Annotated in this window: 21 protein-coding genes, 1 pseudogene and 1 riboswitch; of the genes and pseudogenes, 10 read left to right on the top strand and 12 right to left on the bottom strand. The window is 71.8% G+C overall.

What is annotated here, in order from left to right; genetic code table 11:
• Positions 1–23 precede the first annotated feature (23 nt).
• The 3 genes and pseudogenes from I7X39_RS09970 (at position 24) to I7X39_RS09960 (ending at position 1,640) form a co-directional block, all read left to right on the top strand.
• Complete coding sequence (locus I7X39_RS09970) at positions 24–1,127, top strand: J domain-containing protein (RefSeq protein WP_198111012.1); 1,104 nt, start codon at positions 24–26, stop codon at positions 1,125–1,127.
• Between the two features lie 23 nt (positions 1,128–1,150).
• Positions 1,151–1,306, top strand: a pseudogene (locus I7X39_RS23810) (hypothetical protein); the annotation flags it as partial.
• A 10-nt stretch (positions 1,307–1,316) separates the two neighbouring features.
• Positions 1,317–1,640, top strand: a complete 324-nt coding sequence (locus I7X39_RS09960) for a serine hydrolase domain-containing protein (protein WP_198111011.1) — start codon at positions 1,317–1,319, stop codon at positions 1,638–1,640.
• On the opposite strand, the gene I7X39_RS09955 is transcribed toward I7X39_RS09960, so the two are convergent.
• Together I7X39_RS09955 and I7X39_RS09950 are read right to left on the bottom strand one after the other, a co-directional pair.
• Positions 1,615–2,583: an alpha/beta fold hydrolase gene (locus tag I7X39_RS09955; protein ID WP_198111010.1), complete on the bottom strand. Its 969-nt coding sequence runs from the start codon at positions 2,581–2,583 to the stop codon at positions 1,615–1,617. The genes I7X39_RS09960 and I7X39_RS09955 overlap by 26 nt on opposite strands.
• 49 nt (positions 2,584–2,632) lie before the next feature.
• Positions 2,633–4,084, bottom strand: a complete 1,452-nt coding sequence (locus I7X39_RS09950; RefSeq protein WP_198111009.1) for a protein adenylyltransferase SelO — start codon at positions 4,082–4,084, stop codon at positions 2,633–2,635.
• A gap of 71 nt (positions 4,085–4,155) precedes the next feature.
• On the opposite strand from I7X39_RS09950, the gene I7X39_RS09945 reads away from it, so the two are divergent.
• Positions 4,156–5,016 (top strand): hypothetical protein, encoded by an 861-nt coding sequence (locus I7X39_RS09945; protein WP_198111008.1) that lies wholly within the window; start codon positions 4,156–4,158, stop codon positions 5,014–5,016.
• 3 nt (positions 5,017–5,019) lie between these two features.
• On the opposite strand, the gene I7X39_RS09940 is transcribed toward I7X39_RS09945, so the two are convergent.
• Positions 5,020–5,583, bottom strand: a complete 564-nt coding sequence (locus tag I7X39_RS09940) for a GNAT family N-acetyltransferase (RefSeq protein ID WP_198111007.1) — start codon at positions 5,581–5,583, stop codon at positions 5,020–5,022.
• 113 nt (positions 5,584–5,696) lie between these two features.
• Here I7X39_RS09940 and I7X39_RS09935 point away from each other — a divergent pair, with 113 nt between their 5' ends.
• Both I7X39_RS09935 and I7X39_RS09930 read left to right on the top strand, forming a co-directional pair.
• The gene (locus tag I7X39_RS09935) at positions 5,697–7,103 is read left to right on the top strand and encodes a serine hydrolase domain-containing protein (protein WP_198111006.1); all 1,407 of its coding nucleotides are present in this window, start codon (positions 5,697–5,699) and stop codon (positions 7,101–7,103) included.
• Positions 7,104–7,142: 39 nt separating this feature from the next.
• Positions 7,143–7,802 carry a phytanoyl-CoA dioxygenase family protein gene (locus I7X39_RS09930; RefSeq protein WP_198111005.1) on the top strand — a complete coding sequence of 220 codons (660 nt, stop codon included), beginning with the start codon at positions 7,143–7,145 and terminating at the stop codon, positions 7,800–7,802.
• A gap of 167 nt (positions 7,803–7,969) precedes the next feature.
• Here I7X39_RS09930 and I7X39_RS09925 read toward each other — a convergent pair whose 3' ends face one another.
• On the bottom strand, positions 7,970–9,232 hold the full coding sequence (locus I7X39_RS09925) for a serine hydrolase domain-containing protein (protein ID WP_198111004.1): 1,263 nt from the start codon (positions 9,230–9,232) through the stop codon (positions 7,970–7,972).
• Positions 9,233–9,372: 140 nt separating this feature from the next.
• Here I7X39_RS09925 and I7X39_RS09920 point away from each other — a divergent pair, with 140 nt between their 5' ends.
• Together I7X39_RS09920 and I7X39_RS09915 are read left to right on the top strand one after the other, a co-directional pair.
• Positions 9,373–10,368, top strand: a complete 996-nt coding sequence (locus tag I7X39_RS09920; RefSeq protein ID WP_198111003.1) for a helix-turn-helix transcriptional regulator — start codon at positions 9,373–9,375, stop codon at positions 10,366–10,368.
• 46 nt (positions 10,369–10,414) lie between these two features.
• Positions 10,415–11,302: a class I SAM-dependent methyltransferase gene (locus tag I7X39_RS09915; RefSeq protein ID WP_198111002.1), complete on the top strand. Its 888-nt coding sequence runs from the start codon at positions 10,415–10,417 to the stop codon at positions 11,300–11,302.
• A 94-nt stretch (positions 11,303–11,396) separates the two neighbouring features.
• Here I7X39_RS09915 and I7X39_RS09910 read toward each other — a convergent pair whose 3' ends face one another.
• From I7X39_RS09910 to thiC, 7 genes are all read right to left on the bottom strand, one after another.
• Positions 11,397–12,194, bottom strand: a complete 798-nt coding sequence (locus I7X39_RS09910) for a hypothetical protein (protein WP_198111001.1) — start codon at positions 12,192–12,194, stop codon at positions 11,397–11,399.
• A 229-nt stretch (positions 12,195–12,423) separates the two neighbouring features.
• Positions 12,424–13,224, bottom strand: a complete 801-nt coding sequence (locus I7X39_RS09905; RefSeq protein ID WP_198111000.1) for a hypothetical protein — start codon at positions 13,222–13,224, stop codon at positions 12,424–12,426.
• 46 nt (positions 13,225–13,270) lie between these two features.
• Positions 13,271–14,827 (bottom strand): bifunctional hydroxymethylpyrimidine kinase/phosphomethylpyrimidine kinase, encoded by a 1,557-nt coding sequence (gene thiD / locus I7X39_RS23230; protein ID WP_232351870.1) that lies wholly within the window; start codon positions 14,825–14,827, stop codon positions 13,271–13,273.
• The gene (locus tag I7X39_RS09895) at positions 14,824–15,606 is read right to left on the bottom strand and encodes a thiazole synthase (protein ID WP_198110999.1); all 783 of its coding nucleotides are present in this window, start codon (positions 15,604–15,606) and stop codon (positions 14,824–14,826) included. The genes thiD and I7X39_RS09895 overlap by 4 nt, the downstream gene beginning before the upstream one ends.
• Before the next feature lie 4 nt (positions 15,607–15,610).
• Positions 15,611–15,823 (bottom strand): sulfur carrier protein ThiS, encoded by a 213-nt coding sequence (gene thiS, locus I7X39_RS09890; protein WP_198110998.1) that lies wholly within the window; start codon positions 15,821–15,823, stop codon positions 15,611–15,613.
• Positions 15,820–16,875 (bottom strand): FAD-dependent oxidoreductase, encoded by a 1,056-nt coding sequence (locus I7X39_RS09885; RefSeq protein WP_198110997.1) that lies wholly within the window; start codon positions 16,873–16,875, stop codon positions 15,820–15,822. Before I7X39_RS09885 ends, thiS begins: the two co-directional genes overlap by 4 nt.
• The gene (gene thiC, locus I7X39_RS09880; RefSeq protein WP_198110996.1) at positions 16,872–18,719 is read right to left on the bottom strand and encodes a phosphomethylpyrimidine synthase ThiC; all 1,848 of its coding nucleotides are present in this window, start codon (positions 18,717–18,719) and stop codon (positions 16,872–16,874) included. Before thiC ends, I7X39_RS09885 begins: the two co-directional genes overlap by 4 nt.
• A 63-nt stretch (positions 18,720–18,782) precedes the next feature.
• A riboswitch (TPP riboswitch) is annotated at positions 18,783–18,888 on the bottom strand.
• Positions 18,889–18,961: 73 nt separating this feature from the next.
• On the opposite strand from thiC, the gene I7X39_RS09875 reads away from it, so the two are divergent.
• Positions 18,962–20,875 carry a TonB-dependent receptor domain-containing protein gene (locus I7X39_RS09875; RefSeq protein WP_198110995.1) on the top strand — a complete coding sequence of 638 codons (1,914 nt, stop codon included), beginning with the start codon at positions 18,962–18,964 and terminating at the stop codon, positions 20,873–20,875.
• Positions 20,876–21,018: 143 nt separating this feature from the next.
• Positions 21,019–21,594 (top strand): VPLPA-CTERM sorting domain-containing protein, encoded by a 576-nt coding sequence (locus I7X39_RS09870; RefSeq protein WP_198110994.1) that lies wholly within the window; start codon positions 21,019–21,021, stop codon positions 21,592–21,594.
• 76 nt (positions 21,595–21,670) lie between these two features.
• On the opposite strand, the gene I7X39_RS09865 is transcribed toward I7X39_RS09870, so the two are convergent.
• Positions 21,671–22,942, bottom strand: a complete 1,272-nt coding sequence (locus I7X39_RS09865; RefSeq protein ID WP_198110993.1) for a Glu/Leu/Phe/Val family dehydrogenase — start codon at positions 22,940–22,942, stop codon at positions 21,671–21,673.
• Positions 22,943–23,040 lie beyond the last annotated feature (98 nt).

Below are 23,040 nucleotides of genomic sequence, written 5' to 3'. Positions count from 1 at the left end.
GCGGGCCGGACAATCCGCGCCCCATGGCCCGCCTGCTCACCATCCCTCAGCCCCCGGACGCCGCGCTCGGCCCCGCGCAGCGCAAGTTCAACCAGCTGCAAAAGCAGCTGGACGGCGCACGCCAGAAGCTGCAGGCCTGGGACGACGCCCTGCCGCCCTTCGCCGCCGCCTTTGCCCAGCAGGTGGCGCCGCTGCGCGCCGAAGCCCTGGCGCTGCGCCGTGCCGTGGCCACGCAGCTGGACGCCTGGCTGGCCGAGCCCAAGGGCTGGACGGCGGGCGAGCGCGCGGTGATGCGCGACATCGCCTGCAATCTGGCTCAGGAGGCCCTGGCCGACGCGGCGCTGAGCACCGCCGAGCGCGCGCACTGGAAGGCCCTGCACGACCGCCATGCCGACCTGGCGCTGGACCGCGCCCAGGCCCTGGAGCTGCAGCGCCTGAAAGCCGCGCTGGCCGCGCACACCGGGTTGGACCTGGAGGACGAAGACTTCGCCAGCCCCGACGAGCTGTTCCGCCACGTGCGCGCCCAGCTGGACCAGCAGCAGGCCGATGCCGAAGCCGAGGCCGCCGCGCGCAAGGCGCGCCGCAAGCCCACGGCCGCGCAGCTGCGCCGACAGGCACAGCAGGAAGCCGCCCAGGCCCAGACACAGCAGACCCTGCGCGAGGTGTTCCGCAAGCTGGCCAGCGCCCTGCACCCCGACCGCGCCCCCGATGCCGAGGAAGCCGCCCGCCGCACCGCGCTGATGCAGCGCGTGAACGCCGCCTACGCGGCCGAGGACCTGCTCGCGCTCTTGGGCCTGCAGCTGGAGGTGGAGCAGATCGATGCCCAGCACCTGCGCCGCGCGAGCGAGGCGCAGATCCAGCACTTCAACGCCGTGCTGCAGGAGCAGCTGGACGAGCTGCGCGCCGAGCTCAAGCAGCGCGCCGCGCAGTTCTGCGCGCAGTTCGAGCTGAACCCCGAGCGCGAGCCCGAACCGGCACGCCTGGCCCCGCTGCTGACGCAGGCCCAGGCCGCCTGGCGCGGCGAGGTCTTCCTGGCCGGGCGCGACCTGGACGCACTGCGCGAACGCGACAAGGCCAAGCGCTGGATCAAGCGCATGCGCGCCGAGGCACGGCCGGAGGGCTGGTGAACGCCCCCCGGCTGCAGCGTCGCATGCTGCTGGGCTGGACCGCGGCCACGCTGGCGCCGGGCGCGGCGGCCAAACCCGATGCAGCGCGCAGCATCGACGCGCTGGTGCAAGCGGACCTGCGCGAGCGCCGCATCCCCGGCGCGGCCGTGGCCGTGGTGCAGCGCGGGCAGCTGCTGCACGCCCGGGGCTATGGCTGGGCGAACCTGGAGCACCGTGTGCCGCCGCGCGCTGCTGAGCGCGGCCAGCTGGCAGCAGGTGTTCACGCCCGTGCGCCTGAACGACGGCAGCACCCACCCCTACGGCCTGGGCTGGGAGCTGCCCGGCCCACCCGACCCGCTGGCCGGCTACCGCCACGAAGGCGCCTGGCAGGGCTTCAAGATCGCCTACCTGCATGCGGCCGCGCCGGAGCTGACGGTGATCGTGCTGTGCAACCTGGCGCAGGCCGAACCGATGCAGCTGGCCCTGCGCATCGCCTCGGCGCGCCGGCCTACTCGGCGGGTGGCGCCACGCTAGGGTGCGCTTGCAAGTGCTCGGCCACGGCGCGGCGCACGGCCGCGTTTTCCACGGCCAGCAGCAAATGCCCGCCGCGATCAAAGGCCAGCAGGCGGGCGCCGGGGATGTGGCGGGCGGCGGATTCGGCGTTGTGGAAGCGCTGCAGGCCGTCATCGCGCGCATGCAGCACCAGGGTGGGGGCGCGAATGGCGGCGAGGGTCTCGGCACCGGGCAGTTCGGCCTGGTTGTCCAGGCGCGCCCCGGCCGCGCGCGGGGCCACCGGGTTCATGCGCTGCAGCAGTGCGTCGGCCAGGCGGCGCTGCGCCGGCTGCAGGGCGGCGCGCACCGCGGCGTCCACGCCCATCAGGTCCAGAAAGCGATCCGGCAAGGCCTTCGTCAGCGCCCAGTAGGCGAAGTCGTGCTGGAACAGGCGCATCAGCGCCGCGCCCTTGGCATCGGCCTGCTGCTGCGCGGCCTCGGCGGACCGCGCCACACCGGCCGACAGCAGCACCAGCGCCGACACGCGCTGCGGGTAGAGGCGCGCGAACCAAAGCGCCGAGGGCCCGCCCTGCGAGAAGGCCAGCACCGCCACCCGCGGCAGGCCCAGGTGGTCCAGCAGGCGGGCATAGGCGTGGGCCTGGGCCTCGAAGCTCGCCTGCGCCGGCAGGCTGGAGCGCAGGTAGCCGAAGCGCGAGGGAATGACGAGCCGCCAGCCCGAGCCCAGCGTGGCCTCGGCCAGCAGCTCGCCCTGGTCGAAGCCGCCCCCGCTGCCATGCACCACCAGCACCGCTGCGCCCTGGCCCTGCACGCGGTACTCGATGGCCTCCTGCGGCGTGGTCAGCAGCTGCGAACCCGTCTGCAGGCGGGCGTAGGCCTCGGCCATGTCGGCGCGGAAGCGCTGCGTCACCCAGGCGGCCAGCGGCAGCAGGGCCGCGGCAAGGGTGATCAGCATCCACTTCAACATCGCTCCGGCCTCCTTTTCGAGGCCAGCATAGGCCGCTTCAGGTGCCGCTTCAGGTGCCGCAGAAGGTGCGGTAGCAGGCCGCCTGCGCGGGCGGTGCGGGCTCGGTGAAGCGGGCCCGCGCGGGGTCCTCGTCAAAGGGCCGGCGCAGCGCGACCAGCAGCGCCTCGAAGAGGGTGAGATCGTCTGCTTCGGACGCGGCAGCCAGCGCCTCTTCGACGCGGTGGTTGCGCGGAATCACCGCCGGGTTGGCGGCCCGCAATTCAGCCGGCGTGGCCGCGCAGGCGGCGCGCCAGCGTGCCAGCCAGGCGTCCAGGCCTTCCGTGCTTTCAAAGCGGCGGCGCAGCGGGGTTTCGTCGCCCTCCAGCGCCGCGGCCAGCGCGCGGTGGCTGGCGGTGAAGTCGGCCTTGCCCTGCTGCAGCAGGGCCAGCCAGTCATCGCTGAGTGCGGCGTCTGCGCTCCCCAGCTTGCGCGCCTGGCCGGCGCGCAGCGCGGCCTCGTACAGGGCCGGAAAGCCGTCCAGCACCGCGGTGACCTGGGCCACGGCGGCGTCCATCGCGCTCTCGGGGCCTTCGGGGTCGGCCAGCAGGGGCAGCAGCGCCTCGGCCAGGCGGGCCAGGTTCCATTGCGCGATGGGCGGCTGGTTGCCGTAGGCATAGCGGCCGCGCTGGTCGATCGAGCTGAACTTGGTGGCGGGGTCGTAGGCCTCCATGAAGGCGCAGGGGCCGTAGTCGATGGTCTCGCCCGAAATCGTCATGTTGTCGGTGTTCATCACGCCATGGATGAAGCCGAGGTTCATCCACTGCGCGATCAGGCGGGCCTGGCGCGCGCTCACGGCACGCAGGAACTCGATCAGGCGCTCGGGGTGCGCGCTCAAGCCGGGGTCGTGGCGGGCGATCGCGTAATCGGCCAGGCGCGCCAGTTGCTCGAATTCGCCGCGCGCGGCGAAGTACTGGAAGGTGCCCACGCGCAGATGGCTGGCGGCCACGCGCGTCAGCACCGCGCCGGGCAGGGCCTCTTCGCGGTAGACCGACTCGCCCGTGGCCACCACGGCCAGCGCACGCGTGGTCGGCACGCCCAAGGCATGCATGGCCTCGCCGATCAGCACCTCGCGCAGCATCGGCCCCACCGCCGCCTTGCCATCGCCCCCGCGCGAGAAGGGCGTGCGGCCCGAGCCCTTGAAGGCGAGGTCGCGGCGCTGGCCGCTCGCATCGATCAGCTCGCCGATCAGCAGCGCGCGCCCATCGCCCAGGCTGGGCGAGAAGCCGCCGAACTGGTGGCCGGCATAGGCCTGCGCAATCGGCTGGGCACCGGCGGGCAGCGCGTTGCCGGCGAACAGGGCGGCGGCCTGGTCTTCGGCCAGCGGCGGCAGGCCCAGTTCGGCACCCAGGGCTTGGTTCAGGAACAGCAGGCGCGGCGCCGGCGCGGCAGCCGGCGGCCAGTCCACGTACAGGCCAGGGAGTTCGCGGGCGTAGCTGTTGTCGAAGGGCAGGGAGAGGCTCATGGGGTGGCAGCTTGCCAGGGTCGAGCCTCCGGCGGAAATGCCGGGGCTTTGGTTCGGGCACCATCGGGGCCATGCCCCATGCCCAAGCCGCCCCGCTTGCCCGCTCGTTGCGGACCCTGTTGGTCACCCTGTTGCTGATCGGTACCGGCGCGGCGCAGGCCCTGTCTTGCTCGGCGCTTCGGCGCCTCACGGTGCTGCACTGCGCCGGCCAGCACCAGGCATGCAGCACGGAGTTCCAGGTGCTGGAGCAAGCGGATCGAGGCTGCAGGCGGCTGCTGACGCTATTGCCGGTCGAGCCGGCGCAAGCCGCGTTCACGGCCCGCTTCGCCGCACGGGCAGGCCTGCAGGGCGAGCCCGGTCTTTATGTGCTGAGCATCTCGCAGGGCTATTGGGAGCCGATGGAACCGACGACCCAGGCCTTCATGGAGCAGCTGCGGGTCAGCTTGGAGCTGCAGTCGTCCGAAGTAACTCCAGACGCATTGCTGGACAAGCTCGAACGCGTGGACGGATTGGACTGGAGGCCTGTGTTCCGCAGTGCTGCTCCCCGGCTGCACCGTCTGAACCTGGAGCCCACGCAGCAAGGCCTGGCAGCCCTGCGCCAGGAGATCGAAGACAGGGCCCGAGCCGCGCGTCGCGCAGTCTGGGTGGAGGATGGGCTGAGCGCAGCCGGTGCCCTACCTGCCTTGCTGCTTTGGGTGCATGGCACCGCAGGCTTCTTTCGCCGGCTGCACCGGGAAGAGCTCCACATCGGGCGCACCCTGCTGGCACAGGCCGCTGCGGCAGGCCTGGCATGGGCCATCCTGTACGCCGCCCCGTTCAGCCTGGCGGGCGTCCTGATGCCCCTGCTGCTGACCGGCATGGTGGCCGCGCTAGCGCCACAGCTGTGGGCCCTGCTGCGCCAGCGCTGGCGGCCCGCCGGACCCATGGTTTGAGCCTTACCAGCTGAACGCCGGATTCAGCAGCTCCACCAACTGGTGGTCCCGCCACTCGCCGTGGATGAACAGATACCCCCGCGCCAGACCGATGGGCGTGAAGCCGAGGCGCTGCAGCAAGCCAGCGCTGCGCCGGTTCTGCGGCTGGTGCGCGGCCTGCAGGCGGTGCAGCTGGATGCCGGGGCCGAAGGCGGCGGCGATGACGGCCTCAGCGGCCTCGCGCATCAGGCCCTGGCCCTCGTGCGCGTGGTCGATGGCGAAGCCGAAGAAGGCGCTCTGGTGCGGGCCGCGCGAGACGCCGCTGACCTCCAGCTTGCCGATCACCGTGCCCGGCTGCTGCAGCGGCTCGACGTACCAGCGGTAGCAGCTGCCCTGCTCGAAGGCCTCGGCCTGGCGCGGCAAGGAATCGCGCTGGTAGGCCGCGGTGGCCAGGCCCTCGGGCCGCGGCGGGTCCCAGGGTTCGAAATGGGCGGTGTTGCGGGCCAGAAAGGCGGCCACGGCCTCGGCCTGTTCGGCGCGCGGCGGGCACAAGCGCAGGCGGGGGGTCAGCAGATCGGTCGGGTTCATGCGGTGCTCGGGTTCAGCAGGCCCGCCAGCGTACGCGCGGCCGCCCGGGCATGACGGATGGGCCCCGAGCCGCCAGCCCGCAGACTGCACGCTTTTCGCTCCGCCCCTCGCCCATGAGCTTCTTGCTGGCCCCCACCTTGCTGACGCTGGCCACCGCCCTCAGCGCGCCCGCGCCGCAGCTGCAGTCCCAGGCCCTGCTCGACGCCCTGCGCGAGAGCAGCGGCGTGCCCGGCCTGGGCGCGGCCGTGTGGCAGCAGGGGCGCTTGGTGTGGCAGGGCAGCAGCGGGCTGCGCGACCTGGCGCAGCAGCTGCCCGTGCAGGCGGACACACGCTTTCGCCTGGCCAGCGTGTCCAAGCTCTTTGCCGCCACCGCCGCCGCGCAGCTGGTGCAGCAGGGCCAGCTGGACCCCGAGGCCCCGGTGCAGCCGCTGCTGGGCGAGGCCCTGCCGCCCGACTGGCCGCCGCTGAGCAGCGCGCAGCTGGCTGCGCACAGCGCCGGCGTGCCGCATTACCAGGCGCAGGACAGCGGGCGCGGCCACCAGGCCCATGCCAGCGCGCGCGAGGCCACCGCCACACATCTGCAGGCGCGCCAACTCGTCGGCGCACCCGGCGCGCGCTTCCACTATTCCTCCTGGGGCTACACCGTGCTCAGCGCCGTGGTGGAGGCGCGCAGCGGCCTGAACTACCTGGACTTCCTGGCCCGCCACACCACGCCCGGCCTGGCCATCGGCGTGGACCGCAGCGACGACGCGCAGGACCGGACGATGAGCCGCCCCTACACGCTGACGCCGCAAGGCCCTCAGCCCGCCGCGCCGCACGACTACAGCTACACCTGGGGCGGCGGCGGCCTGGCGGCCACGCCGGGCGCGCTGGCCGAATGGGGCGGCCGGGTGCTGCAGGGCCGCGTGGTGGATGCCGCCACGCGCGACTGGATGTGGACACCCCAGCGCTTGAACAGCGGCGAACCGTCCGGCGAGCGCGACTTCCAAATGGGCTTTGGCTGGCGCCTGGGGCAGGACCTGGAAGGCCAGGCGCTGCGCCACCATGCCGGCGTCACCAGCGGCGCGCGCAGCGTCTTGCTGCTGTGGCCCGAGCAGCAGCTCAGCGTCAGCCTGCTGTCGAACGCGCTGTGGACTTCCGCCATCGAGCGCACGGCCGAACTGCTCAGCGCGCCCTTCCGCCCGCTGCCGAAGGACCTGGTGGCGGCCGACTGCCCGACCGGGCACACACGCTTCCAGGCCGAGCTGCAAGACGAGGCCTTCGAAGGCCGGCTGCGCTTTGTGCGCGTGGCGGGCCACTGCCAGGGCGAGCTGGAGCTGCCCGAGGCCCTGGCCACGCGCCTGCATGCCCCACCGCAGCCGCGCCGCGAACGCCTGCGCGTGCTGGCCCTGGCCCCCGGCCTGGCACGCGCCGCGCTGGTGTCGCCCATCGGCCTGCTGGAATGGCGCGCCATCGGCCAGGACAAGGCCCAGGTACTGCTGCCGGGCCAGCGACTGCTGAAGCTCAGGCTGCAGGCCTGAGCGACGATGGAGCCTTCGCCCACCCCAACGTCCGGCCTGATGACGCTCGAACGCGACGGCCATCTGGCGCTGCCCGGCCTGCTCGACACCTCCGCCTGCGCCGAACTGACCGCCGCCTGCGCCGCGCTGCCCGCGTGTGCCGCGGGCAGCCGCACCCTGCTGAGCCAGCCCTGGTGCCAGCAGCTCGTGGCGCGCCTGCGCGCACACCCGGCGCTGCAGGGCCTGCTGCCTCCCGCGCACCGCGCCGTGCAATGCACGCTGTTTGAAAAGTCTGGCCAGCGCAACTGGCTGGTGCCGCTGCACCAGGACCTGAGCATCCCGGTGGCCCACCGCGTGGCGGCCGCGGGCCTGGGGCCCTGGTCGGAGAAGGAAGGCCTGCTGTTCGTGCAGCCCCCGGCCGCGCTGCTGGCCGAACTGCTGGCCCTGCGCCTGCACCTGGACCCCTGCGGAGTGGCGGACGGGCCGCTGCAGGTGCTGCCGGGCACGCACCGCAGCGGGGTGCTGAGCGACGCCCAGATTGCCGCACTGCCGCGCGCGCTGAAACCCTGCCCGGCCGCACCGGGCGATGGGCTGCTGCTGCGCCCGCTGCTGCTGCATGCCTCGTCCAAGGCGCGCGGCAGCAGCCGGCGGCGCGTGCTGCATCTGCTGTTCGGGCCGGCCGAGCTGCCGCTGGGGCTGGCCTGGCCGCTGGCGGCCTAAGCCCGGTTCAGCGCAAGGGCAAGGCTGAATGAGTCCCCGTGCCGGCGCGCGCCCTGGCTTGGGATGGGATGCAAGGCGCAAAGCACAGCCATAGCCGCAGCTATGGCGAGCATTTGCAACGCCGCAGCCCGCCCAAGACAGGGATGCGCAACGCACGAGGGACTTGTTCAGCGTTGCCCAAGGTCCGCCACGGCGGTACCGAGCAGCGCAAAGGTCTCCAGCTCGGCCGCATCCACCCAGGGCGCAGGCCAGGCACTGCAGACCACGGCGACCAGGTTCTCGCGCGGGTTCAGGTAGAGGAATTGGCCAAAGATGCCCATGGCCGCGAAGGCGCCGTCGTGGCCCGGCAGGGCTTCGGCGCCGCTGGGGAAGGCCCACCATTGGTAGCCGTAGCCGAGCGGGTAACCGGAGTAGAGGCTGCCGCAGGCGGTGGGGGTGCCCTCGGGCTGGCTGGCCTGGCGCAGCCAGCCCGGCGGCAGCCGACTGCCGTCCTCCTGCAGCAGGAACAGACCCAGGCGGCCGTAGTCGCGCAAGGTGGCGCTGAGGTTGTCGCCGCCCATCTCCAGGCCATCGGCGGCTTCCAGCATCCAGTAGGCGTCGGCCTCCATGCCGGCGCGGCTCCAGATCCGATCCGACAGGTAGTCGCTGAGCGAGCGGCCGGTCGCGGCGGCCACCAGCGCGCCGAGCACGAAGGATTCGCCGGTGCTGTAGTTGAAGACCGTGCCGGGCGCGGCGGCGCGTGGGCGGCTGGCCATGAGCTCCAGCACGGCGCCGCGCCGGTTCGCCTGCACGGCCTGCACCAGGCGGCCGATGTCCGAGCCGGCGCCCAGCGCGTAGTCCTCGTTCCAGGCCACGCCCGAGCTCATGCGCAGCAGCTGGCGCACGGTGTTGGCCGCGTAGGCCGTGCCGCGCAGCGCGGGCAGGCGCTGTGCCACGCCTTCGTCCAGGCTGGCGAGATGGCCCTCGCGCAGCGCCGCCCCCACCAGGGTGGCGGTGATGGACTTGGTGACCGAGAAGCTCGTCCACAGCGAAGCCGGCGTGTTGCCCAGGCCATAGCGCTCCAGCGCCACCGCGCCGTCCTTCAGGATCAGCAGGCCGGCCACGCGGTTGCGCGCCAGGTAGTCGTCCAGGCCAACCTGCTGGCCAGCGAAGTCAAACTTCAGCCCGCCGAGCGAGCGCGCATGAACCGGCAGCGCCCGCACCGCGCCGCCGCGGCGCACCCGCCGGGTGGGGGCGATGCGGTCGACGTTGCGGTAGGTGGCGGCCTGGTTCGCGGGGGTGGTGAGCAGCAGGTTGGTGGCCAGGGTTTCGGCGGGATCGGGCGGCGCCAGCGGCTCATCGGCGCCGCCGCCACAGCCGGCCAGCAGGCTGCCCATTGCGCCGCCGCCCAGCAGCTGGATCAGGTGTCGTCTCGTCGTCGGGTGGCGCATGGCGGGTGCTCGCAGGGGTGGATGAAGGGCCGCAAGCCTAGGGAGGGCGGCCACGCACCACCAGATCCGCAAATGCAGACTGGCGGGCACGCTGGGCCCAGGCCTAGCATCGGCCGCCGCCCCTTCTCGGAACGCCTTCGATGCCCTGCCCCGCACCGACCCTCGAACAGCTGAGCGAGCAGCTGCTGGCGCTGGGTGGCCTGGCGCGGCGCCCGCCGGCGGGCGCATTCCTGGGCGAGGCCCTGCACACGCTGCAGACGCTGCTGCGCTTTCGCAGCGGCTGGTGGGGCCTGGCCCTGGACGCCGACCGCAGCGGGCCGCCCGCCATCTACCAAAGCCAGAGCCTGGGCCTGCCGGAGCACTTCGCGGCCGACTGGCTGTCGATTGCGGCCGAGGACCACTTCGGCGACGCGATTCGCGCGCAGCCGGGCCAGGTGCAGCGCGGCAGTGACGCCGGCCTGCCCCTGCCCGAGGCGGTGCGCGCCTTCGACCGCCGCCACGGCATCGAGCACGCGATGGGCCTGGCGCTGGAAGACGCCGCGACCGGCCATGGCTTCTTCATCTGCCTCTACCGCGGCCCGGCGGACGAGCCCTTCAGCGACACCGACGCACGCTGCTTCGGCGTGTGGGCCCGCCATCTGCTGCAGCTCTGGCAGTTCGCGCTGCAGGACGCGCTGCGCGCCGGGCCGGGTGGCGCACCCGCGCGGGCCGCCTGCGCCGATCGCAGCGGCCGCTTGGTCTACGTCGGCACGCGGCTGGGAGAGTGGTTGCTGGCGCGCTGGCCGGGCTGGGACGGCCTGCGCCTGCCGCCCGACTTCAGCGCCGCCCTGCAAGGCGGCGCCCTGCCCGCGGCGGCCGCCGGCCTGCGCTGCAGCCTGCAGGGGGGCCAGCTCTGGCTGCTGCTGGACGAGGAAGGCGCGCAAGAAGTCCCGCTGTCCCCACGCCGTCGCCAGGTGGCGCAACTGTTCGCCCAGGGTCAGTCGAACAAGGAGATCGCCCGCCAACTGGGCCTGACGCCGGCCACCGTGCGCACCTATCTGCGCGACGCCTATCTGGCCCTGCAGGTGCGCAACAAGGTGGAGCTGGGCGGGGCCTTGGGCTTGGCGCGCAGAGCCGCTCTGCCGCCCGAGCGCTGAGAGCCTCCTAGACTGCGCGCGCCGGTCCTTCGACCGGCCCTTCGCGATGCCGCTGACACGCTTCTTCCTTCGCAGGCCGCCCGTTCCGGGCCTGCCCCCACCCGCCCTGCCGTGGCGCTGGCTGCAGGGCCCGCAGCCGCTGGCCCGCGCGCCCCTGCAGGACCGCAGGCTCTTCGCAGCGCCCGCGTGCGCGGGCCGCTTCGAGCCCGATGGCGCGGAGCAGTCGCTGCTGCGCCAGCACTTCGCGCAGGCCCGGGCGCGGTTTCCTGGGCCGGGCTATCTGGAGTGGCTGCAGTTCTTCCAGCAATTCGCTGCACCGGCGAGCTACCTGGAAATCGGCGTGGAAACCGGCGCCTCGTTCGCCTTCGCCCAAGCGCCCACGCTGGCAGTGGGCGTGGACCCGCAGCTGGACATCCAGTACGCCCTGCGGGCCCGCAGCAAGCTGTTCCAACTCACCAGCGGCGCCTTCTTTGCGCAGCCGGACCTGGACGCCGTGTTCGAAGGGCGGGGCATCGAACTGGCCTTCATCGACGGCCTGCACACCTTCGACCAGGCGCTGATCGATTTCCGCCACATCGAGCAGCACGCCCAGCGCCACACCATCGTGCTGTTCCATGACACCTTTCCCCTCGCCCCGCTGACCGCGAGCCGGCAGCGCGAGTCGATCTTCTGGTGCGGCGACACCTGGAAGGCCATCGTGCTGCTGCAGCGGCATCGGCCCGATCTGCAGGTCTTCACCCTGCCCACCTACCCCAGCGGCCTGACCGTCGTCACCCGCCTGGACCCGCACTCCAGGCTGCTGGGCGCGCGCTTCGACGCCCTGTGCGAAGAGGCCATGCACTGGCGCTTTGAGGACTTCCAGGGCGAGCTCGGGCGGCACCTGAACGAGATTCCCAACGAGGCTGAGCAGGTGGTGCGGCGGTTGAGCGGCTGAGCGTGAGCACGGCGAAGCGATCGAGGCTCGCCGGGGAGCCGGGCGGCAGCGCCTTCGCGCACCGTGCGCCGGGCACTTGCTCCCCTCGCGAGGCCTACGGCCGCGCGGCGCCGGGTCCGTTTCTCCCCTGGTCCTGCCGCACGACGCTGCTGCTGATGGCCTGCTGACACAGGCGGCGGTTGTGCCAGATCGCGTTGGCCCACTCATAGCTGTCGTACTCAACTGGCGGCAGGGCAGCGCGCAAGCCCTCCTGGTCTGCCACCTTGCCCGCTGCGGTCTGTTCCAGCGTGGCCAGGCAGGCTTTCGGCTGGCCGGCCCGCAGCTGGGCCAGGGCCAGATCGCTGCGGATGCTGTCCTGGGTGAACCAGAACAGAAAGTCAGAGCAATCCTTTAGCAGCGCCTCGGCGGACTGCGCCGCCAGGGCATGCTGCTTGGCGTGGTACTGCTTCAGAAACTGGGCCCGCCGTTGCGCGACGGCCGTGGTCGTGCAGTTCGCCGGCGGCTTGCTGTAGTCGCCTTCGAACGCGGCTCGCGCCCCGCAGTGTCTGGAGCAATTGTCCGAGGTGAGCACACGCACCCGAATGTGCGGGCCCTGGATCTGGAAATCAAGTCGGCAGACCTCATTGGGGCGCTCATCGCTCAGCGCGAGAGTCGTGGCGATGCGGCCGCTCACCTGCCCGGCGGCCGAACACTCATGGGCATTGGCCCCCAGTGTGTCGAGCTCGAACTCAAGCGCGCCCGTGCGCGCACGGCGCAGCGTCAGCGTCCCGGTATCGCCGGTGCGGATGTAGGTACCTGACTCCAGAGCCTTATCCGGCGCCGCGCCGGCCACGGCCAGCGGCACGGTCCAAAGCAACATGGCCCAGATCAGCAGTCTCATGACGGCAAGCATTTCCATCTCCTTGGGCTCATCATTAGAGGCCCGAGCGTCCACTGCGGTGGCGATGCAAACGGGGGCGTGGTGTCGGCGCGCGCCAACTCCAAATGCGGGGAACTGAGCAGGCTCAGGTGCAAGCAGTCCGCATCGAACTTCCGCAAGGTGCGCCACCCGGTGTGCAGCGCAGACTCCAGCGCCTCTCTGTCGAACCCGAGGCGCGCAGTGCACACCACACCCTCGCAACCTATTGCGGCGCGACGTCAGGTTCAGGCCGCTCTTTGACCGGCGCCTGCGATCCGACGCCCCCGCCAATGGCCTGCTGACACAGCCGGCGGTTGTGCCAGATCGCGTGGGCCCACTCATAGCTTTCGTAAGCATTGGGGGAAAGGGCGCGCCGCAGCCCGGCCTCATCGTCCACCTTTCCCGCGGCGGTTTGGGCCAGGGTGCTGAGGCAGGCCTGTGGGTGCCCGGCCCGAAGCTGGGCCAAGGCCAGATCGCTACGGATGGCGTCCTGCGTGATCCAGAACAGGAAGTCCTCGCACTCAGTCAGCAGTGCCTGAGCGGTGCGCACCGCTTCGGCATGCTGCTGGGCGCGGTACTGCTTCAGGAACTGGCCACGGCGTTGCGCGATGGCGGCGCGCTTGCAACCCGCCGCGGGGCTTCGAAAGTCGCCATCCAAGGTCACTCGCAAGCCACAGTGCGCTGCACAAGCCCCGGTGAGCACGTTCACGCGCAAACGGTCGCCCCGCGGCTGCAGTTCCAGACGACAAGGGTCCTGCGCCTGCTCTTCGTCGTCCGCGACAGCAGTGGCAACGCGACCAGACACCCGCCCTTTGGCCGTGCAGATATTGCCGTTGGCGCCAAAGCTTTCCAGCTCGAACTCGAGTGCACCCGTGCCGGCGCGCCGGAGCATCAAGGTCCCGGTTTCACCGATGCGAATGAAGGTGCCCGGCTGCAGCGGTTGATGTGACGCTGCGTCGGCCATGCCAATCCAGCCAGCCCAGAGCCAGAGAGCAAGGACCCACCATATTGATCGATTCGGCATCGCTGCTCCTTGGCGTGCCATTAGAGCCCGCTGGGAATCGGCTGCCTCATATGCTCGGCCGCGGCAACTCCGGCATCGCCAGCCCCACCCCTGCCCGCCCGGCCTGCCACGCCGCCTGATAGGCCGCCACCGCCCCCTCGGGGTCCGCCGCCGCCGTCAGCCCGGAAGCGATGGCGACGGTCCCTGCCCCCGCACGCGCGGCGTTGACGGCGCGCTCGGGTGTGAGCCCGCCGATGGCCACCACCGGCAGCGGCGCCAGCAGGCCGGCCCACCAAGCCAGGTTGTGCGCGCCCTGGGGTCGCCAGGGCATGGCCTTGGTCGTCGTCGGGTAGACCGGGCCGCAGGCGAGATAGCTGGGCTGCAGTGCCACCGCGCGCGCCAGCTCCCAGAGCGAATGGCTGGACAGGCCCAGACGCAGCCCGGCGGCCTGCAGGGCGGGCAGATCCAGGTCCGGCGCCTGCAAGTCTTCCTGGCCCAGGTGCACACCGTAGGCGCCATGGCGCAGCGCCAGCCGCCAATGGTCGTTGACGTAGAGCCGCGCCCCCGCCGCGCGCGCGGCCTGCACGGCGCGCTGCAGCTCGGCTTCGAGTGCCGCATCCGACACGACAGCGGGCGCGCGCTTGATGCGCAGCTGCAGGGTGCGCACGCCGGCGGCGAGCAGGCGCTCGACCCAGGCCGCGCTGTCCACCACCGCGTACAGGCCCTGCAGCTCGCAGGGGGCGAAGGCGGGCAGCGTGGGCAGGCCCTGCAGGGGCTCGGCAGCCGGCAGGTTGTCGAGCCGGTGCGCAAAGCCGGGCTCGGCGCGCACCGGGCCGGCGCCCTGGCCGGCCGGGCCGCCGGCGCGCAGCGCCTGGGTCGTCGCCATCTTGGCCAACACGGCGGCATCGGCCGCGCAGAAGCCCTGCGCCAGCGCGCCGGCCAGTGCCGAGGCAAAGGTGCAGCCGCTGCCGTGGTGGTGCGGCGTGTCCAGGCGCGGGCTGCTGAGCCAGCCCTGGAACTGCGGGCTGAGCAACAGGTCGCGTGCGCGCTCGCCGCCTTCATCGCCGCCGGTGACGACCCAGCTGCAGCCGCTCAGGGACTGCAGCGCCGGCACGGCGGCAAGCAGGTGGCCATCGCTGGCGAAGGCGGGCAGATCGAGCAGCCAGGCGGCCTCGCGGCGGTTGGGCGTGCAGACCGTGGCCAGCGGCAGCAGCTCGCTGCGCAGGGCGCGGCGCAGCTCGGCGTCGGCCAGGCTGCCGCCGTCGCTGCTGGCGCGCCAGACGGGGTCGATCACCAGGGCCACGGGCGCTTGCTCGCGCAAGCGCTTGAGCCAGCGCGCCAGCACGCGCACGTTGGCGGCGCTGCCCAGCATGCCGGTCTTGATGGCGGCCGGCGGCAGGTCGGCCGCCAGCGCGGCGAGCTGGGCATCGAGCAGGTCGGGGTCCACCGCCTGCACGCGCTGCACGGCCACGGAGTTCTGCGCGGTCAGCGCGGCCAGCGCCGTGCAGCCGTGCACGCGCAGGGCGTCGAAGGCGCGCAGATCGGCGGCGATGCCGGCGCCGCCGCCGCTGTCGCTGCCGGCCACGCTCCAGACGATGGGGCGGGTTTCGAGGGCGGCGTTCATGCGGCGCGGTCCCACACGGGGGTGGAGGGAATGGCGAGGTCCTGCGGCGCGATCAGCCCGGCCGCGTAGGCCTGGCGGCCGGCTTCGATGGCGGCGGCAAACGCGGCCGCCATGCGCACCGGGTCGGCGGCCTGGGCCACGGCGGAGTTGAGCAGCACGCCGTCGAAGCCCAGCTCCATGGCCTGTGCGGCCTGCGAGGGCGCGCCCAGGCCGGCGTCGACGATCAGGGTGGCGCGCGGGAAACGCGCCCGCAGCGCACGCAGCGCAAAGGGGTTGAGCAGGCCCTGGCCGGAGCCGATCGGGGCGCCCCAGGGCATCAGCGCGGCGCAGCCAGCGTCCAGCAGGCGCTGGCTCAGCACGAGGTCGTCGGTGCAATAGGGCAGCACGGTGAAGCCTTGTGCGCAGAGCTCACGCGCAGCGCTCAGCAGCTCGAAGGGGTCGGGGGCCAGCAACTGCTCGTCGCCCACCACTTCGAGCTTGATCCAGTCGGTACCGAAGAGCTCGCGCGCCATCAGCGCCAGTTGCACGGCCTCATGCGCCGTGCGGCAGCCGGCGGTGTTGGGCAGCAGGCGCGCCCCCTGCTGCTGCGCGGCGTGGCGAATGATCTGCACGAAGCCGTTGTCCGGCTGGCCGGTGCCGAGCGTGCGCTTCAGGCCCAGGGTGAGCACCTGGGCGCCGCTGGCGGCGATGGCCTGGCGCAGGGTCTCGGGCGAGGGGTAGCCGGCGGTGCCGAGCAGGAAGCGGCTGCAGAGCGCCGTGGCGCCAATGTGAAGTGACATGGATTCACCCCCCCGTGATTGGAGAAAAGACCTGCACGCAGTCACCGTCCTTCAAGGCGAACCCGGCGCGCTGCCCGCGCGGCACGAAGCGGCCGTTGACGGCGCTGGCCACCAGCTCGGGATCGCGCCCGTGCAGCAGGGCCTGCAGCGCCTGCTGCAGGGTGGCGGGCGCATCCAGTTGCAGCGGCCCTTGATCGGTCAGCACGGTGACTTTCATGCGGCCTCCAACGCGGTGTCGGCCAGGGCCTGGTCCAGCAGCGCAGGCGCCAGCAGCCAGCCGTGGCGGTACAGGCCGTTGATGCGCAGCAGGCCGGGCTCGGCCTCGACGCGCGGGCGGTTGTCGGGCAAGGCGGGGCGCAGGTTGCGGTCCAGGCGCAGGATGCGCGCCTCGGCCAGCGCGGGCAGCAGGCCCTGGGCCGCGCTCATCAGCTCCAGCGCGCTGCGCAGCGACACCGGCGAGCGGTCTTCGCTCTCGATCTCGCTGGCCCCCAGCAGCAGCAGCCCGCCCGGGCGCGGCACCAGGTAGAGCCGGTGGCGCGGGTGCAGCAGCCGCAGGGGGCGGCGCAGCGCCACCTCGGGCGCGTGCAGCCAGATCACTTCGCCGCGCACGCCACGCAGCGGCAGCTCAGGGCGGGCGCCCAGGCCGCGCAGATCGCAGACCCAGTCGAAATCACGCCAGCCGGATGGAAGCTGCAGCCGCCCGGGCTTCAGGTCCAGCACCGGCGTGCCCCAGTGCCAGCACACGCCCGGCGCCTGCACGCGCAACGCGATGAGGGTGCGGATGGTGCAGATGCTGGCCTCGCCCGGCAGCAGCCAGGCCTGCAGGCCGGGGGCGTGCAGGGCGGGCTCCAGTTCGCGCAGGCGCGCTTCGTCCAAGGCCTGCGGCTGCTGCGGCCAGCTTTGTGCGCCGGCCTGGATGCGCGCCAGCACGCGCCGCGCCGCGCCCTGGTCCTGCGCATGGGCCACCAGCAGGCTGCCCTCGGCCTCGAAGTGCGGCGCCTTGCCCGGGCCGCGCCCAAGCTGGCGCACGATCTGCGCCCAGGCCGCGATCGAATGCCAGCCCAGGCGCGCGGTGTCGGCGTCGCAGGCATCCAGCTCGGCCAGCGGGCTGAGCATGCCCGCCGCCGTGAAGCCGGCTGCGCCCTGGCCGTCGAAGCGCGGCTCGGGACTTTCCGCGGGGTCGAAGACTTCGACCTCATGGCCGGCGCGCGCCAGGCGCCAGGCCGCCAGCCGGCCCAGCAGGCCGGCACCGGCAATGCCGATCCTCATGCCTTCACCAGCGGCACATAGACCTCGGAGCCGGCACGCCGGAACTCGGCGCTCTTTTCGGCCATGCCGCGCTGCGCCGCCTCGTACTCGCGCACGTCCTGGCTGATCTTCATCGAGCAGAACTTGGGCCCGCACATCGAGCAGAAATGCGCCACCTTGGCGCTGTCCTTGGGCAGGGTCTCGTCGTGAAAGGCGCGCGCGGTGTCGGGGTCCAGGGCCAGATTGAACTGGTCTTCCCAGCGGAACTCGAAGCGCGCCTGGCTGATGGCCTCGTCGCGCGCCCGCGCCCCCGGGAAGCCCTTGGCCACATCGGCGGCGTGCGCCGCGATCTTGTAGGCGATGAGCCCTTGCTTGACATCCTCGCGGTTCGGCAGGCCCAGATGCTCCTTGGGCGTGACGTAGCACAGCATGGCCGTGCCGCCCCAGGCGATCTGCGCCGCGCCGATGGCGCTGGCGATGTGGTCGTAGCCGGGCGAGCAGTCGATCAGCAGCGGGCCCAGCGTGTAGAACGGCGCCTCGTAGCAATGGCGCAGCTGCTCGCCCATGTTCGCCTGCACCAGGTGCATGGGCACATGGCCGGGGCCTTCGATCATGACCTGCACGTCGTGCTGCCAGGCCCGCTGCGTCAGCTCACCCAGCGTGCGCAGCTCGGCGAACTGGGCCTCATCGTTCGCATCGGCCAGGCTGCCGGGGCGCAGGCCGTCGCCCAGCGAGAAGGCCACGTCATAGGCCTTCATGATGTCGCAGATCTCCTCGAAGTGTTCGTACAGGAAGTTCTCGCGGTGGTGGGCAATGCACCACTTGGCCAGGATGGAGCCGCCGCGCGAGACGATGCCGGTGCGCCGGCGCGCCGTCATCGGCACAAAGGGCAGACGCACGCCCGCATGGAGGGTGAAGTAGTCCACGCCCTGCTCGGCCTGCTCGATCAGGGTGTCGCGGAAGACTTCCCAGTTCAACTCTTCGGCAATGCCGCCGACCTTCTCCAGAGCCTGGTAGATCGGCACGGTGCCGATGGGCACCGGCGAGTTGCGCAGGATCCAGTCGCGCGTGGTGTGGATCTGCTTGCCGGTGCTGAGGTCCATCACCGTGTCGGCGCCCCAGCGCGTCGCCCACACCAGCTTTTCGACCTCCTCCGCGATCCCTGAGCTGACCGCCGAGTTGCCGATGTTGGCGTTGACCTTGACGAGGAAGTTGCGGCCAATCGCCATCGGCTCCAGCTCGGGGTGGTTGATGTTGGCGGGGATCACCGCGCGGCCACGCGCCACCTCCTGGCGCACCCACTCGGGCGTGATCTCGCGCGGGATCTGCGCGCCCAGCGGGTTGCCGGCCAGGCGCGCCTCGCGCGCGGCATCGCCCAGGTAAGCCGCCATCCACTCGCGCCGGCCCTGTTCGCGCAGGGCCACGAACTCCATCTCGGGCGTGACGATGCCGCGGCGCGCGTAGTGCATCTGGGTCACATTGCCACCGGCCTTGGCGCGGCGCGGCTGGCGCTGCAGCTTGCGCGCCGCGGCGTGCAGCGGGTCGAGCCGGCTCGCGTCGCGGCGCGCCCCGTCGTCCGCCGCCTGCACGATGCGGCCGGCATAGGACTCGGTATCCGCGCGCTCCTCGATCCAGGGCGCCCGCAGGGCCGGCAGGCCGCGCTGCAGGTCGATGCGCACGGCCGGGTCGGTGTAGGGGCCCGAGCAGTCGTAGAGCGAGACGCGCTCGCCGTTCGTCAGCAGCACCTCGCGCAGCGGCACACGCAGGTCGGGCCGCGAGCCTTCGAGGTAGATCTTGCGCGAGGCGGGAAAGGGCTGGCAGGTGGAGGCCAGCAGGGCGTCGAAATCCGGGGGCGTGGTGCTCATCAGAGGCGTCCTTCAGCGGTGAGTGCTCCGGAAGGCGCCCCGCCCGGCGCACGGATGCACGCAGGGCGGATTCACGACTCTCCTTACGCCGGTACGAACCGGATCAAGTTCTCGGGTTTGGTCTCAACAGCACCATCTCAGCCCATGCAGGGCACCCCGGAGCGGACGCGGAGTGTAGTCATGACTGCCGACTGCCCACCGCCCCCTGCCTACACTGCGCGCCCCTCATCTGGAGCCCCCCCTTGTTGTCTCTGCGTGTGCTGGCCTGTAGCGCCACCCTTCTCGGCGCCAGTGCCGCCCTCGCGAACACCAGTGGCAGCGCGGTGCAAGCCGCCGGCGATGCCTTCGGCACCAGCGTGGGCCGGGAAACCATTGGTCTGTACAACAGCAGCAGCGTGCGCGGCTTCTCGCCCACGGCGGCGGGCAATGTGCGCATCGATGGCCTGTACTTCGATCAGGTCTGGAACCTGAGCGCGCGCCTGCGCAGTGCCAGCGTGGTGCGCGTGGGGCTCACCGCGCAGGGCTTCGTGTTCCCGGCGCCCACCGGCATCGTGGACCATCAGCTGCGCCGGCCCGGCGAAGAAGGCCATGGCCTGGTGGTGGGCACCGTGGACCACTGGGGCGGGCGCGTGCTGGATGTCGATTTCACGCAGCCGCTGAACGGCCAGTTCGCGCTCAGCGGCGGCACCTCGCTGATCCACACCGAGTACGGCAACGGCACCGACAGCAATGCCTGGAACGCGAGCCTGGCCCTGTGGTGGCGGCCCGGCGCCGACACGGAGGCCATGGCCTTTTTCTCGCGCCACGACACCACGCACGACCAGATCGGCCCGCAGCTCTCCACCGCCACGCCGGGCCTGCCGCCGCTGAGCACGCCGCGCCAGTTCGATGGCCCGAACTGGGCGTATTACTCGGGCGTCGGCCTGAACCGGGGCGGCCTGCTGCGCCACCGCTTCAGCCCCGCCTGGGAGCTGCGTGCCGGCCTGTTCCATTCGGAGTTCGACGACCGGCAGTCGGTGACGCATCTGCTGCTGGACGTGCAGCCCGATGGCCGCGGCCGGCGCCTGCTGATCGTCGACCCGCCGAGCCGCACCGCGGCCGACAGCGGCGAGCTGCGCCTTTCCTGGACCTTCGGCGAGGGCGACTGGCGCCAGCGCCTGCATGCCCAGGCGGCCGGCCGCCTGCGCGAGCGCCGCAACGGCGGCTCGCAGACCCTGGACCTGGGCCCCAGCCGCATGGGCGACCCCGTCACGCTGGCGCAGCCGCAGTTCCAATTCGGGCCGCGCACGCGCGACGAGGTGGACCAGCACTGGTTGGGCCTGGCCTACGAACTGCGCCACGGCCGCAGCTTCGAGGCCAACGCCGGCCTGCAGCGCAGCAGCTACCGCAAGCGCTTCGCCCGCCCCGGCCAGCCGGAAGTGGAAGACCGCGCCCAACCCTGGCTCTACAACCTCAGCGGCGCATGGCATCTGGCCCCCGGCCTGGTGGCCTACGGCGGCTTCACGCGCGGGCTGGAAGAGAGCGGCATCGCCCCCGGCAATGCCAGCAACCGCAATCAGGCCCTGCCCGCCATCCTGACGCGCCAGTTCGACGCCGGGCTGCGCTGGCAGATCGCGCCGCGCCTGCGCCTGGTGGCCGGGCTCTTCGATGTGCGCAAGCCCTACTTCAATCTGGACGCCGCCCAGCTCTACACCCAGCTGGGCGATGTGCGGCACCGCGGCCTGGAGCTTTCGCTGGCCGGCCAGGTCAGCGCCGAAGTGCGCGTGGTGGCCGGCGCCGTGCTGATGCAGCCCGAGGTGCGCGGCGAGGCCGTGCGCCTGGGCCGCGTGGGCGAGCGCCCGGTGGGCCAGGCCGAGCGCGTGCTCAAGCTCAACGCCGTCTGGACCCCGAAGTCGCTCGGCGGCCCGAGCTTCGACGCTGGCCTTTCGCACACCGGAGCGATGGCCGCCACGCGCGACAACGCGGTGGAGCTGCCGGCCCTGACCGAACTGGACCTGGGCCTGCGCTGGCCGCTGCAGATCGGCGCGCGGCCGCTGACGCTGCGCGCGCTGCTGACCAACGCCACGAACCAGCGCAGCTTCGAGCTGCGCGGCGCCGGCAGCTATGCGGAACGGCCGGGGCGGCTGCTGGCGATCAGCCTGAGCACGGCCTGGTGATGAACCCAGTGTCGGCGCGCTTGACGGCCCCTCGGTAGCGGGGGCCGGGCGCGGGCGCTGAGGTCTTGAGCCGGTTGGGCTTTCGGCCCGGTGGCGCAGACCTTGCTTCGTCCGTCGCTTTCAAGCCCATCCCGGGAAATCCGATGAACATCTGCAAACAACTTGCCGGCCTGGCCTTGGGCTGCGCCAGCCTGGCCCCGCTCGCCGCGCCGGTGACGCTGGACCTGACCAGCGGCCTGGACAGCAATGTGGCCGTCGCCAATCCCAGTTTGAGGGACACCTACGACGAGGACGGTTTTCGCCTGCAGATGGCGCAGGCCGGCAACCACTTCGACCGGGGCTTCATCGGTGATCTGGGCTTTCACAACGGCCCCACCAATCTGGACGACATCGGCTGGACGCTGAGCTTCGGTGGCGCCGCCTTCGATCTGCTGGGCGTCGACATTGCCGCCTTTGCCAATGAGGCCCGCTCCATGACCCTGCGGGGCTCGAACGGCCAGACCCTGACGCTCGACCAGAACGGCTTCCAGGCCCTCGCCTTTCACAACGTGACCGCGGTGCACTTCAACATCGATCAGGACGGCGGGATCCAGACCGTCGGATTGAACGGCCTGCTGATCGACACCGTGCCCACCCTGGCGGTGCCGGAGCCCGCCTCTGCCCTGCTGATGCTCGCCGGCCTGGGCGGCCTTGCGGCGCTGCGCCGGCGGCGGGGCTGAAACCATGGCGCCAGCCGCACCCCATGAAAAAGGGCCCGCAGAAGCGGGCCCTTTCCGTTGGGGAAGCAGCGAAGGCTCAGGGGTACAGACCGCGCTCCTCACGCGCCTGCAAGACCCGCGTACACGCCACGGTAAACGCGGCCGTGCGCAGCGGGATCTTGTGCTGCTCGCTGGTTTCCCAGATGCCCTTGAAGGCGCCGATCAGGATCTTGTCGAGGCGCAGATTGATCTCGTCCTCGGTCCAGAAGAACGAGCTGAAGTCCTGCACCCACTCGAAGTAGGACACCGTCACGCCGCCGGCGTTGGCGATCACATCAGGCACCACCACGATGCCGCGGTCGGCCAGCACGGCCTCGCCGTCCGGCGTGGTCGGGCCGTTGGCGCCTTCCAGGATCAGACGGGTGTGGATGCGGCGGGCGCGCTCTTCATTGACCTGGCCTTCCAGCGCGGCCGGGATCAGCACATCGGTCTTGACGTCCCAGAAGTTCTCGTTGGCGATCGCGTCGGCGCCTTTGAAGCCTTCCACGCCACCGCGCTTGGCCACGTGGTCGAGCAGGTCCTGCATGTCGACGCCATGCTCGTTCTGGATGGTGCCGGTGTGGTCCTGCACGGCGACGATCTTGGCGCCGTTGGCGGCGAACAGCTTGGCGGCGATCGAGCCGACGTTGCCGAAGCCCTGCACGGCCACGCGCGCACCTTCCATGTTGATGTTCAGGCGGCGCATGGCTTCACGGCCGACGACGAACACGCCGCGGCCGGTGGCGGCCACGCGGCCCAGCGAGCCGCCCAGGGGGATCGGCTTGCCGGTGACGACGCCGGTGGCGGTGGCGCCGACGTTCATCGAGTAGGTGTCCATCATCCAGGCCATGATCTGGCCATTGGTGTTGACGTCCGGCGCGGGGATGTCCTGCTGCGGGCCGATGATGATGCCGATCTCGCTGGTGTAGCGACGCGTCAGCTTCTCCAGCTCCTTGTTGCTGAGCATCTTGGGCTCGACGCGGATGCCGCCCTTGGCGCCGCCGTAGGGCAGGTTCACTGCGGCGTTCTTGATGGTCATCCAGGCGGACAGGGCCATCACTTCTTCCAGCGTCACATCGGGGTGGTAGCGCACGCCGCCCTTGCCGGGGCCGCGGGTCAGGCTGTGCTGCACGCGGTAGCCCTCGAAGTGGCCGATGCTGCCGTTGTCCATCTCGATGGGGATGTCCACGATGAGCGCGCGCTTGGGGCGGCGCAGGGTCTCGACCCAGCGCGCCAGATTGCCCAGATAGGGCTCCACCGCGTCGATCTGGCTCAGATAGGTGCCCCAAGGCGAGTTGCGCGTGGGCGAAACAAAAGACAGGTTCGGCATGACGCCTCCGAAGAATTTTTAGTGGGGCGCACGGTAACCCGAAGAAACCTTGTATGGACAAGTGAACCGACGCCGCTTGGGCATCCCCTCATGCGGGC

The organism is Inhella proteolytica, from assembly GCF_016093275.1.
In the GTDB taxonomy this organism is placed as follows: domain Bacteria; phylum Pseudomonadota; class Gammaproteobacteria; order Burkholderiales; family Burkholderiaceae_C; genus Inhella; species Inhella proteolytica.
Note: the sequence above shows the minus strand (reverse complement) of the source record. Positions and strands in the feature narration are given on the sequence as shown.

Excerpts from the sequence above, each read along its gene's own strand:
- I7X39_RS09895 (WP_198110999.1), bottom strand. The coding sequence starts at position 15,606 with ATGTCACTTCACATTGGCGCCACGGCGCTCTGCAGCCGCTTCCTGCTC.
- I7X39_RS09920 (WP_198111003.1), top strand. The coding sequence starts at position 9,373 with ATGCCCTGCCCCGCACCGACCCTCGAACAGCTGAGCGAGCAGCTGCTG.
- thiD (WP_232351870.1), bottom strand. The coding sequence starts at position 14,827 with ATGAACGCCGCCCTCGAAACCCGCCCCATCGTCTGGAGCGTGGCCGGC.
- I7X39_RS09960 (WP_198111011.1), top strand. The coding sequence starts at position 1,317 with ATGGCTGGGCGAACCTGGAGCACCGTGTGCCGCCGCGCGCTGCTGAGC.
- I7X39_RS09925 (WP_198111004.1), bottom strand. The coding sequence starts at position 9,232 with ATGCGCCACCCGACGACGAGACGACACCTGATCCAGCTGCTGGGCGGC.
- I7X39_RS09930 (WP_198111005.1), top strand. The coding sequence starts at position 7,143 with ATGACGCTCGAACGCGACGGCCATCTGGCGCTGCCCGGCCTGCTCGAC.
- thiS (WP_198110998.1), bottom strand. The coding sequence starts at position 15,823 with ATGAAAGTCACCGTGCTGACCGATCAAGGGCCGCTGCAACTGGATGCG.
- I7X39_RS09935 (WP_198111006.1), top strand. The coding sequence starts at position 5,697 with ATGAGCTTCTTGCTGGCCCCCACCTTGCTGACGCTGGCCACCGCCCTC.
- I7X39_RS09870 (WP_198110994.1), top strand. The coding sequence starts at position 21,019 with ATGAACATCTGCAAACAACTTGCCGGCCTGGCCTTGGGCTGCGCCAGC.
- I7X39_RS09945 (WP_198111008.1), top strand. The coding sequence starts at position 4,156 with ATGCCCCATGCCCAAGCCGCCCCGCTTGCCCGCTCGTTGCGGACCCTG.
- thiC (WP_198110996.1), bottom strand. The coding sequence starts at position 18,719 with ATGAGCACCACGCCCCCGGATTTCGACGCCCTGCTGGCCTCCACCTGC.
- I7X39_RS09905 (WP_198111000.1), bottom strand. The coding sequence starts at position 13,224 with ATGCCGAATCGATCAATATGGTGGGTCCTTGCTCTCTGGCTCTGGGCT.
- I7X39_RS09970 (WP_198111012.1), top strand. The coding sequence starts at position 24 with ATGGCCCGCCTGCTCACCATCCCTCAGCCCCCGGACGCCGCGCTCGGC.
- I7X39_RS09940 (WP_198111007.1), bottom strand. The coding sequence starts at position 5,583 with ATGAACCCGACCGATCTGCTGACCCCCCGCCTGCGCTTGTGCCCGCCG.
- I7X39_RS09955 (WP_198111010.1), bottom strand. The coding sequence starts at position 2,583 with ATGTTGAAGTGGATGCTGATCACCCTTGCCGCGGCCCTGCTGCCGCTG.
- I7X39_RS09950 (WP_198111009.1), bottom strand. The coding sequence starts at position 4,084 with ATGAGCCTCTCCCTGCCCTTCGACAACAGCTACGCCCGCGAACTCCCT.
- I7X39_RS09885 (WP_198110997.1), bottom strand. The coding sequence starts at position 16,875 with ATGAGGATCGGCATTGCCGGTGCCGGCCTGCTGGGCCGGCTGGCGGCC.
- I7X39_RS09865 (WP_198110993.1), bottom strand. The coding sequence starts at position 22,942 with ATGCCGAACCTGTCTTTTGTTTCGCCCACGCGCAACTCGCCTTGGGGC.
- I7X39_RS09915 (WP_198111002.1), top strand. The coding sequence starts at position 10,415 with ATGCCGCTGACACGCTTCTTCCTTCGCAGGCCGCCCGTTCCGGGCCTG.
- I7X39_RS09910 (WP_198111001.1), bottom strand. The coding sequence starts at position 12,194 with ATGCTTGCCGTCATGAGACTGCTGATCTGGGCCATGTTGCTTTGGACC.